The organism is Rhizobium indigoferae, from assembly GCF_034554815.1.
Classification (GTDB): Bacteria; Pseudomonadota; Alphaproteobacteria; order Rhizobiales; family Rhizobiaceae; genus Rhizobium; species Rhizobium leguminosarum.
On sequence record NZ_CP140636.1, the window covers coordinates 539,076 to 554,212 of the forward strand.

The 15,137-nt window shown below is 63.6% G+C and carries 8 protein-coding genes; 7 read left to right on the forward strand and 1 reads right to left on the reverse strand.

What is annotated here, in order from left to right:
- Position 1: 1 nt before the first annotated feature.
- The 5 genes from U5G49_RS26375 to cueR all read left to right on the forward strand — a co-directional run bounded on the left by U5G49_RS26375 (position 2) and on the right by cueR (position 13,323).
- Complete coding sequence (locus U5G49_RS26375) at positions 2-5,470, forward strand: alpha-2-macroglobulin family protein (protein WP_193443842.1); 5,469 nt, start codon at positions 2-4, stop codon at positions 5,468-5,470.
- The gene (pbpC, locus tag U5G49_RS26380) at positions 5,467-7,545 is read left to right on the forward strand and encodes a penicillin-binding protein 1C (RefSeq protein WP_193443844.1); all 2,079 of its coding nucleotides are present in this window, start codon (positions 5,467-5,469) and stop codon (positions 7,543-7,545) included. The genes U5G49_RS26375 and pbpC overlap by 4 nt, the downstream gene beginning before the upstream one ends.
- A 136-nt stretch (positions 7,546-7,681) precedes the next feature.
- Positions 7,682-10,291: a malto-oligosyltrehalose synthase gene (gene treY / locus U5G49_RS26385; RefSeq protein WP_193443847.1), complete on the forward strand. Its 2,610-nt coding sequence runs from the start codon at positions 7,682-7,684 to the stop codon at positions 10,289-10,291.
- 107 nt (positions 10,292-10,398) lie between these two features.
- The gene (locus U5G49_RS26390; protein ID WP_113541701.1) at positions 10,399-12,924 is read left to right on the forward strand and encodes a heavy metal translocating P-type ATPase; all 2,526 of its coding nucleotides are present in this window, start codon (positions 10,399-10,401) and stop codon (positions 12,922-12,924) included.
- A gap of 9 nt (positions 12,925-12,933) precedes the next feature.
- Positions 12,934-13,323 carry a Cu(I)-responsive transcriptional regulator gene (gene cueR / locus U5G49_RS26395; protein ID WP_065276210.1) on the forward strand — a complete coding sequence of 130 codons (390 nt, stop codon included), beginning with the start codon at positions 12,934-12,936 and terminating at the stop codon, positions 13,321-13,323.
- A 19-nt stretch (positions 13,324-13,342) separates the two neighbouring features.
- On the opposite strand, the gene U5G49_RS26400 is transcribed toward cueR, so the two are convergent.
- Positions 13,343-13,651: a hypothetical protein gene (locus U5G49_RS26400; RefSeq protein ID WP_065276211.1), complete on the reverse strand. Its 309-nt coding sequence runs from the start codon at positions 13,649-13,651 to the stop codon at positions 13,343-13,345.
- A gap of 182 nt (positions 13,652-13,833) precedes the next feature.
- On the opposite strand from U5G49_RS26400, the gene U5G49_RS26405 reads away from it, so the two are divergent.
- Positions 13,834-14,373: a sigma-70 family RNA polymerase sigma factor gene (locus U5G49_RS26405; protein ID WP_018246226.1), complete on the forward strand. Its 540-nt coding sequence runs from the start codon at positions 13,834-13,836 to the stop codon at positions 14,371-14,373.
- Positions 14,360-15,127, forward strand: coding sequence for an anti-sigma factor family protein (locus U5G49_RS26410; protein WP_018246225.1), 768 nt, complete (start codon positions 14,360-14,362; stop codon positions 15,125-15,127). Before U5G49_RS26405 ends, U5G49_RS26410 begins: the two co-directional genes overlap by 14 nt.
- Positions 15,128-15,137 lie beyond the last annotated feature (10 nt).

The window sequence follows — 15,137 nt, forward strand, 5'->3', positions numbered from 1 at the left end:
TATGTCCGTGCGCTCGTTCTTCGCTTTCGCGACAATCGCATTTTCCACGATCGCCATCAGCTTTCCCGCCGCCGCTGCGGAGACCAGGCGCGACATCCAGACGATCAAGGACGCCGATTTCTTCGGCTTCGATCTTCGCACCGAACAGAACGTTTCGCTCGATCAGTGCAAGACATCCTGCATCGGCGACAAGAGCTGCAAGGCCTTCACCTACAATCCCAAGGTGAAATGGTGTTTCCTGAAATCCGATTTCAAGACGATGAACGCTTTCCCCGGCGCCATCGCCGGCAAGATCGTCGAAACGGCCGCCCAACAGGAGCGGGATATTGGCGCTGCGCCGCGGCTGACCTTCCTGACGAACGATCTCATCCAGCAGGCCCACGACTTCAAGGATAATCTGACCCTTGCCGACGACCAGCAGGGCCAGGGCGCCGACAGCCTGACGGCCAATGCCCGCATCGACCTCACTGGCAACAATCTGGCCGACGCGCTGAAGTCCTTCCATGGCGCGCTGTCGATCACACCTGACGACGCCGATCTCTGGCTCGAAACCGCCCGCGCCGCAGCCTCGCTCGGCAGCGCCGAGAGCAACACGACCGGCCAAGCCGTGCTCGACGCGCTGAACGGCTACGAGCTGACGCGCACCACCGCCAAACGCGCCGAGGCGCTGGCCGTGCTCGCCACTGCACTGGAACGGAATGCCAACTACCGCCCGGCGCTCGACGCCTACAAGGCGAGCCTGGCGCTTGTCGGCGCCAAGGATGTGCAGGCGGCCTACCTGCAGCTGAAATCAACGCAGGGCTTCCGCGTCACTGAACACACGGTCGATGCCGACAGCGCCACGCCGCGTGCCTGCGTCACCTTCTCCGAGGCGCTGGTCAAAACCACCGACTACACGCCCTTCGTGACGCTGAACGGCGAAGCACCAAAGGCGCTTGAGGCCAAGGACAAGCAGATCTGCGTCGAGGGGCTGACGCATGGCCAGACCTACAAGATCGCCTTCCGCACCGGCCTGCCGTCGGCCGTCGACGAGGTGCTGGAAGCACCTGTCAGCGTCGATGTCTACATCAAGGACCGTAGCCAGATCGTGCGTTTCACCGGCGACAGCTTCGTGCTGCCCTCGACTGCGCGCCGCGGCATCCCGATCGTCTCGGTCAATATGACCTCGGCCAACTTGAAACTCTACCGCATCGGCGATCGCGCCATCGCGCCGCTGCTGACCAATTCGCAGTTCCTGTCCCAACTCGACGGCTACAGCGCCCAGAACATCCAGGACCAGAGCGGCGAACTCGTCTGGCAGGGCTCGATCGACATCGCCAACGAACTCAACAAGGACATCGTCACCAGCTTCCCGGTCGACGAGGCGCTGCCCGAGCGCAAGCCCGGCATCTATGTGATGACCGCAACGGCGGCAAACGGCCCCGCGCAGGAGTGGGATTCGCAGGCGACGCAATGGTTCCTGGTCTCCGATATCGGCGTCACCACCTACGCCGGCACGGACGGGCTCAACGTCTTCACCCGCTCGCTCGCATCGGCCAAGCCGATCGCAGGCGTCGAGCTGCAGCTGCTCGCCAAGAATAATGAAGTGCTCGGCACTGCAACGACCGACGAAAACGGCCGCGCCACCTTCACCGCCGGCCTGATACGCGGTACGGCGGCGCTGACGCCTGCCGTCATTACCGCCAAAAACGGCTCGTCGGACTACGTTTTCCTCGACATGACGCGCGCCGGCTTCGATCTTTCCGACCGTGGCGTAACGGGCCGGGCCGCACCCGGCGCGATCGACGTGCTGACCTTCACCGAACGCGGCATCTACCGCGCCGGCGAGACGGTTCATGCGCAGGCACTTGCCCGCGACACCGACGGCAACGCCATCGACAACCTGCCGCTCACCTTCATCTTCAGTCGCCCCGATGGCGTCGAAGACCGGCGGATCGTCAGCCAGACCAGCAATCTCGGCGGCTACTCCATCGATTTCCCGACCCAGGAAAACGCCATGCGCGGCACCTGGACGATGAACATCTATACCGATCCCAAGGGCAGCGCGATCGCCACCAAGAGCTTCCTCGTCGACGATTTCGTCCCCGATCGCACCGACATGGAGATCAAGACCGAGGCTAAGGAAGTCGGTCCGGACACGCCTGCGACGATCACCGTTTCGGGCAAATATCTCTACGGCGCCCCGGCCGCCGGCCTGACGCTCGAAGGCGACGTCGTCGTCAAACCGACGCGCGAGAGTGCGGCCTATAAGGGCTTCCTCTTCGGCCTCGCCGACGAAGAGGCCAGCGAGGATTCGCGCCTGCCGATCGACGGCCTGCCGGAACTCGACGAGAACGGCGAAGCCTCGACCGACCTGACCATCAGCGACCTGCCGGCCACGACACAGTTGCTCAACGCGACTGTCTATATCCGCATGCAGGAGGCGGGCGGCCGCGCTATCGAGCGCTCCTTGACTATTCCGGTGAAGAACGAGCGCGCTTCGATCGGCATCAAGCCGGAATTTTCCGACGATCTGCCGGAGAATTCGATTGCGAACTTTACGGTGATCGGCGTCAAGGCCGACGGACAGAAGCAGGAGGCGAAGGGCCTGCGCTGGAAATTCTACAGCCTCAACCGCGAATACCAATGGTATCGCGAGGGAACGGCTTGGAAATACGAGCCGGTCTACACCGCCGAGCAGGTCTCCAACGGCAGTGTCGACGCGACGATGGACGGCGGCAAGATCTCCGTGCCGGTGACCTGGGGTCGCTATCGCCTCGAAGTGGAAAGCCCCGATGCCGACGGCCCGACCTCAAGCGTCGAATTTGACGCCGGCTGGTTCGTGACCTCGACCTCGACGGAAACGCCAGATGGGCTTGAGATCGCCCTCGACAAGGACAGCTACAAGATCGGCGAAACGGCCAAGCTGAAAGTCACCTCGCGCTATGGCGGCGAGCTGATGGTGACGGCCGGAACCGAAAAGCTGGTTGCCGTACAGAACGCCACGATCGGCGAGACCGGCGGCGAGGTCGATATCCCGGTTACATCTGACTGGGGTGCCGGTGCTTATGTGACCGCCACGCTCTTCCGCCCCGGCGACGCCCAGGACAACCACATGCCGATGCGCTCGATCGGCATCAAATGGCTGAAAGTCGATCCTGAACAGCGCGCGCTGCAGGTGACGCTTGCAACACCCGAAAAGATGCTGCCGCGCGGACCGTTGAATATCGGCCTGCAGGTGGCGGGCGCCGGCGCCAACGAGGATGCCTATGTAACGGTTGCTGCCGTCGATGTCGGCATTCTCAACCTGACGCGCTACGAACCGCCGAACCCGGAGGACTGGTATTTCGGCCAGCGCCAGCTCGGTCTTGAAATCCGCGACCTCTATGGCCGTCTGATCGACGGCTCGCTGGGTGCGACCGGCAAGCTCAGGACCGGCGGTGATGGCGGTGCCGTTGCGCTACAGGCAAGCCCGCCGACGCAGAAGCTCGTCGCCTTCTTCTCCGGGCCGGTGAAGCTCGACGCCGAAGGCAAGGCCAATGTCTCCTTCGACATTCCGCAGTTCAACGGCACGGCGCGTGTCATGGCCGTCGCCTGGTCGAAATCAGGCGTCGGCCACGGCGTCAAGGATGTCATCATCCGCGATCCTGTCGTGGTGACCGCAAGTCTGCCGAAGTTCCTCTCCCCCGGCGACAAGGCCAATCTGCGCCTCGACATTGCCAATACCGATGCGCCGGCTGGCGACTACAAGCTGCAACTGACCGGTAATGACGCGGTCGGCATCGAGGAAGCTTCTGCCTCGCAGACGATCCGCCTCGAGGCCGGCGCGAAATCCGAGCTGACGCTTTCGCTCATCGGCAAACAGCCGGGCGCCGGCAGCGTCTCGATCAACCTCTCCGACGCTTCCGGCCTTTCACTAGACCAGACGGTCGATGTGCCGGTGCGCCCGGCCTCCTTGCCGATCACCGAACGCAGGGTGCTGGCGCTGAAGCCGGGGGCAAAGCTCACCGTCGACAAGAACCTGCTGGCCGACAGCGTGCTACCGGGTGCCTCGATCAGCGTCAACGTCACCCGTTCGGCCGCCTTCGATATTCCCGCCCTGCTGATGACGCTCGACCGCTATCCCTTTGGCTGCGCCGAGCAGACCACCAGCCGAGCGCTGCCGCTGCTCTATCTCGCCGAAGTCGCAAAGCAGGCGGGTATGGAAAACGACGACGACGTGCATAAGCGCGTACAGGACGCGATCTACCGGGTGCTTTCCTATCAGGCCTCGGCCGGCAGTTTTGGCCTCTGGGGACCGGATTCGGGCGATGTCTGGCTCGATTCCTATGTCACCGATTTCCTCACGCGGGCCCGCGAAATGAAATACGACGTGCCGGAAAGGGCTTTCGTGCAGGCGCTCGAAAACCTGCAGAATACCTTGTCCTACACCACCGACATCAAGGGCCAGGGCGATCAGATCGCCTATGCCATCTACGTCCTTGCTCGCAACAAGAAGGCTGCGATCAGCGATCTGCGCTATTATGCCGATACGATGATCAATGACTTCCCGACGCCGCTCGCCAAGGCGCATATCGCCGCCGCATTGGCGCTCTACGGTGATGCGCAGCGCTCGAAGAATATCTTCCTCGACGCGCTGCAGATGTCGGAGCAATCGATGGTGTCACGCGTGAACCTGTCGCGTACCGACTATGGCACGATCCTGCGCGACGGCGCGGCGATCCTGGCGCTCGCCGCCGAAAGCCGGCCGGTACCGCCGGTCATCCCGGAACTCGCCAAGGCGGTCGGCAAGGAATGGGAGCGCAGCAAATATAAGAGCACACAGGAAGAAACCTGGATGCTGCTTGCCGCGCGAGCCATCCAGGGCGGTGACGACGGCATGAAGGTCGATGTCAATGGGGCCGCGCACACCGGTGCCTACATGGCACGCATGACCGGCGACGCCCTGGCTGACCATCCGCTGACGCTGACCAACCAGACAGACGACACGGTTTCAGCTGTGGTCACCACCGTTGCCGCCCCCACGGTGCCGCTGCCGGCCGGCGGCGACGGCTTCGTCATAGAGCGGACCTATTACACGCTCGACGGCGAAGAAGCGAATGTCAGCGAGGCGAAGCAGAACGAACGCTACGTCGTCGTCATCCATGTGCGCGAAACCAACGACTGGCCGTCGCGCATCGTCATCACCGACCTTCTGCCGGCCGGCTTCGAGATCGACAATCCGAATCTCGTCGACAGCGCCCAGATGACGAATTTCGACTGGATCGGCGAGATCTCCGCTGCCCATACCGAATTCCGCTACGACCGCTTCGTCGCCGCCTTCAACCGCGCAGCAGGCGATGAGCGCGAATTCAACGTCGCCTATGTCGTGCGTGCCGTCACCCCCGGCACCTACGACCATCCGGCCGCAAACGTCGAGAACATGTACCGGCCGGAGCTTTCGGCCCGCACGGCAACCGGCAAGATGGAGGTCGTGACGGCGCAACAATGAGGCGGTGGCACAAGTTTGCGATCGGGTCCACAGCCGGCATCGTTCTTGCCGGCGCGGCTCTCTTTGCGCTCGATGCCGCCGACAGGGCCTTTCCGCCGCCGCTGGACAGGGCAAATGCCGTCTCCGCCGAGGTTCTCGATGCCGACGGGCAATTGTTGCGTGCGTTTGCGACGTCGCAAGGCCGCTGGCGGCTGAAGACGGCGGTCTCCGACGTCGATCCGCAATTCCTGCGTATGCTGATCGCCTATGAAGATCAGCGTTTCTATGATCACGGCGGCATCGACCCCTTCGCGATCGGGCGCGCTGCCGTGCAACTGGTCAGCAATGGCCGCATCGTCTCCGGCGCCTCGACGCTGTCGATGCAGGTGGCCAGGCTGATCGAGCCGCGCGAAGGACGCTCGCTTTCGGCAAAACTGCTGCAGTTGGTGCGCGCCGTACAGATCGAGCGGCGGCTGTCGAAGGAAGAGATTCTCGACCTCTATCTGACGCACGCGCCCTATGGCGGCAATCTGGAAGGCGTGCGCGCCGCAAGCCTTGCCTATTTCGGCAAGGAACCGCGACGCCTGACGGTCGCCGAGGCGGCTTTGCTCGTCGCCCTGCCGCAATTGCCGGAACGGCGCCGGCCGGACCGCAATCTCAAGGCGGCCGAAGCTGCACGCGAGCGTGTGCTTGGCCGCGTAGCGGTCGCTAGAGCCGTTGGTGACGGCGAAGCGGAGCGGGCTGAAGGCGTCGCGGTCCCGTCGCGGCGCATGCAATTGCCGGCACTTGCCGCCCATGTCGCCGAAGCCGCACTGCGCAAGGAGCCTGATGTCCTCAAGCATCAGACGACCTTGAAGAAACAGGTGCAGCAGGGGCTGGAAGCGGTTGCGCGGGCAGCGGCGTTCAAGCTCGGGCCGAAGCTTTCGCTTGCCATGGTGATGGCGGATGCGCAAACCGGTGCGATTGTCGGCGAGGTCGGCTCGGCCGATTATTTCGATGCCAGCCGCTCTGGCTGGATCGACATGACGCGCGTCAACCGCTCGCCGGGCTCAACGCTGAAGCCCTTCATTTATGGGCTGGCTTTCGAACAGGGCCTGGTGTCCCAGGAAACGATCATCGAGGACCGGCCCGCTGATTTCTTCGGCTACCGGCCGCGCAATTTCGACATGAGCTACCAGGGCGACGTCACCGTGCGCGAGGCGCTGCAACTTTCGCTGAACGTGCCGGCCGTCAAGCTGCTCGATGCCGTGGGGCCGTCGCGGCTGATGGTGCGCTTCCGCCGCGCCGAGGTACGCCCGGTCCTGCCGCCGAATGAGACGCCGGGACTGGCGATCGGTCTCGGCGGCGTCGGCATCACTTTGAAGGATCTGGTGCAACTCTATACGGCCCTCGCCAATCGCGGCCAGCCGGCAAGGCTCGGCGACGGCGTCAGCGGCGCACCGGGCAAGCTCGACGGCGAACCGTTGCTGGAACCGGTCGCGGTCTGGAACGTCGCCGATATTCTCTCCGGCGTCATTCCTCCCTCAGGCGCACCGCAGCGCGGCATCGCCTACAAGACCGGCACGAGCTACGGCTACCGTGATGCCTGGTCGGTCGGCTATGATGGGCGTTATGTGCTGGGCGTCTGGGTCGGGCGACCTGACAACAGCGCCGTGCCGGGATTGACCGGTTATGGCACCGCCGCGCCCATCCTCTTCGAAGGGTTCGCCAAGTCAGGCCTCGCGACGACGCCGCTGCCCCGCCCGCCTGCGGGCGCCGTGCGCATCGCCCAGTCGGAGCTGCCGATCAGCCAGCGGCGCTTCGCCCTCAATGCCAGCGGGCTGCTCGCCTCCGGCCGCGAGGCCGCGCCTGAGATCATCTATCCGCCCGAGGGCGCGCATGTCGATCTCGGCGCTGGTCAAGGGAACTTGTCACCGCTGATGCTGAAGCTCCAGGGTGGCCGAGCCCCCTTCCGCTGGCTTGCCAATGGCAAGCCGCTGCCTGATCTGTCCCGCCGGCGTATTCAGCAATGGCTGCCTGATGGCGGCGGCTACTCGAAACTGACCGTCATCGACTCGGCCGGACGCGCCGCAAGCGTCGGCGTTTTCATCGACTAGAACATCCGAACGCACGACCCACCAATTCAAAATGTTGCAACGTCCCTTAGGCGTGTCAAAAGACGCGCGGCGTTGCAAGGAACAAAAACCCGGCTGCAACCGTTCCGGAAGGTCCCTTTCCAACATCAGCGGCCTCATGACACTCCCGACAGCGACCTACCGGATACAATTCCGCAACGGCATGACCTTCGATCGCGCCTGCGACCTCGTCCCCTATCTCAAGACGCTCGGCATCAGCCACCTCTACGCCTCGCCGATCTTCACCGCCGTGAGCGGTTCGACCCACGGCTATGACGTGACAGACGCCAACGAAATCGACCCGGTGCTCGGCGGCCGGGCCGGATTCGAGCGGCTGGCGGAAAGCCTTGCATCCGCAGGCATGGGATTGATCCTCGACATCGTGCCGAACCACATGGCGGCCTCGCCGGAAAACGGCTGGTGGCGCGACGTGCTGATATTTGGGCGACAGAGCGCCTATTTCAGCCACTTCGACATCGACTGGAGCGAGCCGCTGACCCTGCCGCAGCTCGTTCAGGACTTCGAGGGAGCACTCGCCGGTGGCGAGCTTCGCATCGCGCTCGACGAAACGCACGGTAACTTCGCGTTCGGTTATTTTGAGACGCTGTTGCCGCTGAACCCGGCGAGTTACGGAGCGATCGCAGATCGGCTCGACGATCCGGTTGCCACCAGAATGGCGGAGGCTGCGGCCGTCACCTCCGGCGAGAACTTCAACCGCGCGATGCGCGATATCCTCTTCGAAGGCGGCGATCGAGCCGCCCTCCAGCAGAAGCTCAATGACGTCTCGGCCGATCGCGATTTCATGAGAAGCCTGCATGAGGGACAGCATTGGCGGCTGACGCACTGGAAGACGGCGGCGCGACATCTGAGCTATCGCCGTTTTTTCGAGGTGACCGGACTGGTCGGCACCCGCGTCGAAGATCCCCCGGTGTTCGAGGACATGCACCGGCTGGTGATTGAGCTGGTGCGCCATGGCAAGGTGCAGGGCCTGCGCATCGACCATGTCGACGGGCTCGCCGAGCCTAAGGCCTATCTCGACAGGTTGCGGGAGGCGGTGGGACCGGACACCTATATCGTCGTCGAAAAGATCCTCGGGGCCAGCGAGGTCCTGCCGGAGAGCTGGCCGGTTGCCGGGACCACGGGATATGAATTCATCGCCGCGCTAAGCGAGCTGTTCATCGACGCCGGAGGCCTGCGCATATTGGACGATGCCTATCGCAGGATCGCCGCCGACGCGGGTGATCTCGAGGCGGGCCGGCGAATTGCCAAGCGACTGATGGTCGAACGTAATTTCGCCGGCGAGACCAATAGGCTGGTGTCGATCGCCGCAGGCATCTTTCCCGAGGCAAAAAGAGACGAGATCGCCACCGCGCTCAGCGAACTGCTGATCACCTTTCCCGTCTACCGCACCTATGGCGACGGTGGCCCGCTTTCCTGGCAGGATTCAGCGGTGCTTGCGGCGACCGCTTCGCAAGCCATGGCGCTGCTCGACGATCGACACGCCGTCGACCATGTGCTGAAGCTTCTCGAAGGCAAGGTCGAGGGTGACGCGGCCCACGAGTTCCGTATCCGCTTCCAGCAATTGAGCGGGCCGGTAATGGCGAAGGCGACCGAGGATACGCTTTTTTACCGCTATAACAGGCTGCTTGCCGCAAACGAAGTGGGCGGTGAACCGGGCAAAGCGCCTGGCGGCCCGGAGGAATTCCACCGCCGCATGGCAGAGCGGGCGCGACTGCAGCCGCATGGGCTTTCGACAAGCGCGACCCACGACACCAAACGCGGCGAGGATGGGCGTGCAAGGCTTTATGCGCTGAGCGAGGGCGCGGATGTTTTTGCACAGGCGGTCGAGCGGTGGCGCGACATGAACCGGCCGTGGCTGAAGGATCTGGCAGATGGCGCAGCGCCGGAGCCAAATGTCGAATGGATGCTCTATCAGGCTCTGGCCGGCATCTGGCCGGAAGATTTCGATAGAGGACAGACGGAAGAACTCCGCGAACGCTTCACCGATTACGCCGTCAAGGCCGTGCGCGAGGCGAAACTGCGCAGCGACTGGACGGAACAGGATGCCGCTTACGAGGAAGCGGTCGCGACCTATGCCGCGGCCCTGGTTTCGCCTGACAATAACGTCTTCCTCGAGGATTTCGAAAGGGTGCTGCAGCCTTTCATAGCGGCGGGGTATCTCAACAGCCTGTCGCAGACACTGCTCAAGCTGACGGCCCCCGGCATTCCCGATATCTACCAGGGTGCCGAAAGCTTCGACTTCAGCCTCGTCGATCCAGACAACCGCCGACCGGTCGATCATGAGCGGCTGAAGGCATGGCTTGATGAAGCCGGACCGATCGCCAAGCTGCAGGCGGCGGCGTTGAAGCAGCGCATCGTCGGGATCGGCCTGCAGCTGCGCCAGCGGCACGCGGACCTCTTTTCCAGAGGCGACTATCTGCCCCTGAAGGTGACGGGCGCCCGGCGAGACCACATCCTCGCTTATGCCCGGGTGCACAAGGATGATTTCGCCATCATCGCAGCGCCACGGCTGATGTTCGGCTGGCTCGACCCCGGCGTGCTCTTTGCCGGCCCGGAATTCTGGGAGGATACGGCGATCGCCGTCCCCTCCCCGCTTCACGGTCTAAAGGCGGACCTGCTGACCGGAAAGACGATCGAGCCCGGGGGCAGCATCTCGGTCGCCGCCCTGCTCGGGAGCCAGCCGGTCGGGCTGATCACCCCGATCTGAGGACCAGCCGTCGCTAAAATCGAGTCCATGAAAATAGTGCTTGACCTTCCAGTCGCTGGAAGGTGGATAAGCCTATCCAACGGCCCTCCGGGGCACAGGAGATAGTCATGGATATCAAGCACCAGCACGACCACCACCACAGCCACGACGATGGCGATGATCATTGCCATTGCGGCCATGATCAGGAGAAGGCTGCCGATGCCGTGATCCGTGATCCTGTCTGCGGCATGACCGTCGATCCGCAAGCCGGCAAGCCATCGCTTGAGCATGACGGCCGCACCTATCATTTCTGCTCCGAGGGCTGCCGGACGAAGTTTGCGGCGGCACCTGCGGATTATCTGGCCGCGAAGGACGCCGTCTGCGGCATGACCGTCGATCGCTCGACGGCGAAACACTTTCTGAAAGTCGACGGTGAAAAGTTCTATTTCTGCTCGGCCGCCTGCCATGCGAAATTCGAAGCCGACCCCTCAGCCTATCGCGACGGCAAGCACCCGCCGGCAAAGCCGGCGCCGACGGGCACGCTCTACACTTGCCCGATGCATCCCGAAGTCATCAGCGACCGTCCCGGCGACTGCCCGAAATGCGGCATGGCGCTGGAGCCGATGGGCATTCCGCCTGCTGACGAAGGTCCGAACCCGGAACTCGTCGATTTCGTCAGGCGGCTCTGGGTCAGCGCCATCCTTGCCGTGCCGCTGCTGGCGCTGAGCATGGGGCCGATGTTCGGCCTGCCGCTTCGCGAAACGATCGGCGAGCCGCAGGCCACCTACATCGAACTGCTGCTAGCAACGCCGGTGGTGCTCTGGGCAGCCCTGCCCTTCTTCCGCCGCGCATGGGCGTCTCTCGTCAACCGCAGCCCGAATATGTGGACGCTAATCGGTCTCGGCGTCGGCACCGCCTATGTCTACAGCGTCGTCGCCACGCTTGTACCCGGCATCTTCCCGATGAGCTTCCATGGCCACGGCGCGGCCGTGCCCGTCTATTTCGAGGCAGCAGCCGTCATCGTCGCGCTCGTCTTCGTCGGCCAGGTGCTGGAATTGAAAGCGCGCGAACGTACCGGCTCGGCAATCCGCGCTTTGCTCGACCTTGCGCCGAAGACGGCGCGGCGCATCGATGCCGACGGCAGCGAGCGCGACGTGCCTGTTGGCGATATCCAGACCGGTGACCAGCTGCGCGTTCGCCCTGGCGAGCGGGTGCCGGTGGATGGCTCCGTCCTCGAAGGCCAGTCGACCGTCGACGAATCGATGATATCAGGCGAGCCCCTGCCTCTGGAGAAGTCGAAAGGCGACCCGCTGACCGGTGGCACGATCAACAAGAACGGCACCTTCGTCATGGCCGCCGAAAAGGTCGGCGCAGATATGGTGCTGTCGCGCATCGTCGACATGGTCGCCAAGGCGCAACGCTCGCGGGCGCCGATCCAGGGCGCCGTCGACCGGGTGTCGGCCGTCTTCGTGCCGGCGGTGGTCGCTGCTGCCATCCTTGCCTTCCTTGTCTGGGCCGCGATCGGGCCCGAGCCGCGCATGGCGAATGCACTGCTAGCCGCCGTCGCCGTTCTGATCATCGCCTGCCCTTGTGCGCTCGGCCTGGCAACGCCAATGTCGATCATGATCGCCACCGGGCGCGGCGCGCAGGAAGGCGTGCTGATCAAGGATGCCGAAGCGCTTGAGCGCTTTTCCAAGGTCGACACGCTGATCGTCGACAAGACCGGCACGCTGACTGAAGGCAAGCCGAAGCTTACCGATGTCATCGCCTTCGGTGGGGTCGGCGAAGACCGGCTGCTGTCGCTGGCGGCAAGCCTGGAGCGCGGCTCCGAACATCCGCTGGCCGAAGCGATCGTTTCCGGCGCCGAGGAGCGCGGCGTCCCCTTCGTGGAGGTCACCGGTTTCGAGGCAAAGACCGGCAAGGGCGTTCAGGGCCGTGCCGGCGGCACGACGGTGGCGCTCGGCAATGCCGCGATGCTTACCGATCTCGGCATTGATCCGGCGGTACTTGCCGAGAAGACCGAGGCCCTGCGCGGCGACGGCAAGACGGTGATGTTCGTGGTGTTCGATGGCGCGCTTGCCGGTCTCGTCGCCGTTGCCGACCGCATCAAGCCGACGACAACAGCCGCCATCAAGGCACTGCACGACAGCGGGTTGAAGATCATCATGGCGACCGGCGACAACGAGCGCACGGCGCGTGCGGTGGCAAAAAGCCTCGGCATCGACGAGGTTCGCGCCGATGTGCTTCCGGAAGGCAAGAAGGCGCTGATCGACGAATTGCGTAGCAAGGGCGCCATCATCGCCATGGCCGGCGACGGCGTCAACGACGCCCCGGCGCTCGCCGCCGCCGATGTTGGCATCGCCATGGGGACCGGCGCCGACGTCGCGATGGAAAGCGCCGGCATCACATTGGTGAAGGGCGACCTGAACGGCATCGTCAGGGCACGGCGGCTGGCGGAGGCGACGATGCAAAACATCCGCCAGAATCTCGGCTTCGCCTTCGGCTATAATGCGCTCGGCGTGCCGATCGCGGCCGGCCTGCTCTATCCGATCTTCGGGCTGCTGCTTTCGCCGATGATCGCCGCAGCAGCAATGAGCCTCTCGTCCGTTTCGGTCATATCAAATGCGCTGAGACTGCGCTTTGCAAAATTATAGGAGATGGCGATGAATATCGGCGAAGCATCGGAACGGTCCGGCCTGCCTTCGAAGACGATCCGCTACTACGAGGATATTGGCCTCATCCGCCCCGAAAGGGGCGGAAACGGCTATCGCGACTATGCCGCAACCGACGTTCACAAGCTGCGCTTCCTGCAGCGCTCGCGCGGCCTCGGCTTTTCCGTCGAAGAATGCCGGCAATTGCTGGCACTCTATGAGGACAAGGACCGGGCGAGTGCCGACGTCAAGGATATCGCTCAGACAAAGCTTGCCGAGATCGATCGCAAGATCCGCGAGCTGACGGAGCTGCGCCGGACGCTTGAGCACCTCGTGCATGCCTGCCACGGCAACGACAGGCCGGACTGTCCGATCCTCGAAGAGCTTTCGGACGGCGGCTGACCATTTCAGGCGACCTGCATCAGGAAAGCTGCGGCATGTTCTGGTTGGCTGCCGGCGAGGGTTGAGCCCGCTCGTCGGGCTCCTCGTCTTCGCCGTCGTCCAGCACGCCGTCATCCAGCCGATGCTTGATCGCCAGTGCATAAATCACGTCGAGAATATTGCGGTCTCTGAGATGAGGATCCATCAGGGCGAGAAGCGAGGCCCGGACGATCTTCTTGCTGGTGGCCTTCGGACAACGCGCCTTGACGAAATCATAGAGCGCCTCATCCGTCAGCCCTTCCATGGCGCCGTCCACGAGAGCTTCGTAGACCCGCTTCTTTTCCTTCATTCTTTATTTTCCCCCGCAAATCGGCGGCGTCATGATCTGTCATGTAATTGTCATAAACAATCGCGGATTTGAGGCGCCCTCCGCTGGGGAAGGATATTTGATGAATCCAGCGACGGTCTCGGTCCGCTTGATTTTTTTACGGCCGCGGGAATAAAACCCGCCTCACTTGCGTATACTCAATCATGGAACGCAAAGAACGCCCCTTCGACGTCATCGGACAGCTTGCAGCGCTGAGGCGCTACGCTCGCTCGCTGGTGCGCAATTCGGACGAGGCGGAGGATCTGGTGCATGATGCGCTGGTGCGCGCCTTCGAGAAGCGAAAGAGCTTCCGCAGCGGCGGCAACCTGCGCACCTGGCTGCTCTCCATCCTGCACAATGCCCATATCGATCGTCTTCGCCGGAACCGATCGCTGACGCGCCGCCACGATGAGGCGGCTGTCGAAGCCGAGCAGTCGCTTCCGGCCGGCCAGGAACACGCCGTGCGCCTGCAGCAGGTGCGCGACGCCTTCTTCGACCTCCCGGAGGAACAGCGCGAGGCGCTGCATCTCGTCGCGATCGAAGACCTTTCCTACCAGGAAGCCGCCCAGGCGCTCGGCATTCCCGTGGGGACGCTGATGTCGCGCATCTCCCGCGCGCGCGCTCAGCTTCGCGAATTCGAGGAGAAGACGCCGCGGGTTTCGCATCTGAGAATAATCGGAGGGAACGGCAATGAAAGCAATTGATCCGATCCTCGATGCCGATCTTAACGCCTATGTGGATGGCGAGCTCGATGTCGCCCGTCGCATCCAGGTGGAATCCTATCTTTCCGAGAATCCGGCGATTGCCGCCAAGGTCATGGCCGACCTCAGCGTGAGGGGCGAACTGCGTCTGGCGCTTGCCGGCGAAAGTGCCTTTGGCCGCCCCGAGACCCGCGATGCCGCCCGGCGGCTGGAACGTGGCCTTTCCTATGGCCGCATCTTCCATTCCATGCAGCGCGTTGCCGCCGTCGGCATTCTGATCGCCGCCGGCTGGGTGGCGCACAATTCCTTCGGCGCCTTCTCGGCGACTGAGGTGGTGGCATCGGTTCCGGCACCCGCCTATGTCGAGGATGCCGTCCGCGCCTATCAGACCGCGGCTCTGCGCCAATCGATGCCTCCGCAGACGCCGGCCAGCTATAGCGCTGACGATATTCGCGCCGCCACCGCGATCGTGATGCCCGAACTGCCTAGGGATTGGAAGGTCGCCGACGTGCAGATCTTCCCGTCCGAATTCGGCCCCAGCGTCGAGATGGCGATCGAACAAGCAGATGGAAAGCGACTGTCGCTTTTTGCCGTCCGTCCGGGCGCCTTCGAGGTCAAGCCGGTCAGTCATCTCACGCTGGAAAAAGCAGAAGCCGCCTATTGGCAGATCGGCGAGGTCGCTTATGCGCTGATCGCTGACGATAGCGGTCTCAATCTCGACCAGGCGGCCGAACGGCTCGCCCGCTCGCTCTATTAATCAAACCGAG

Excerpts from the sequence above, each read along its gene's own strand:
- U5G49_RS26405 (WP_018246226.1), top strand. The coding sequence starts at position 13,834 with ATGGAACGCAAAGAACGCCCCTTCGACGTCATCGGACAGCTTGCAGCG.
- U5G49_RS26400 (WP_065276211.1), bottom strand. The coding sequence starts at position 13,651 with ATGAAGGAAAAGAAGCGGGTCTACGAAGCTCTCGTGGACGGCGCCATG.
- pbpC (WP_193443844.1), top strand. The coding sequence starts at position 5,467 with ATGAGGCGGTGGCACAAGTTTGCGATCGGGTCCACAGCCGGCATCGTT.
- U5G49_RS26410 (WP_018246225.1), top strand. The coding sequence starts at position 14,360 with ATGAAAGCAATTGATCCGATCCTCGATGCCGATCTTAACGCCTATGTG.
- U5G49_RS26375 (WP_193443842.1), top strand. The coding sequence starts at position 2 with ATGTCCGTGCGCTCGTTCTTCGCTTTCGCGACAATCGCATTTTCCACG.
- U5G49_RS26390 (WP_113541701.1), top strand. The coding sequence starts at position 10,399 with ATGGATATCAAGCACCAGCACGACCACCACCACAGCCACGACGATGGC.
- treY (WP_193443847.1), top strand. The coding sequence starts at position 7,682 with ATGACACTCCCGACAGCGACCTACCGGATACAATTCCGCAACGGCATG.
- cueR (WP_065276210.1), top strand. The coding sequence starts at position 12,934 with ATGAATATCGGCGAAGCATCGGAACGGTCCGGCCTGCCTTCGAAGACG.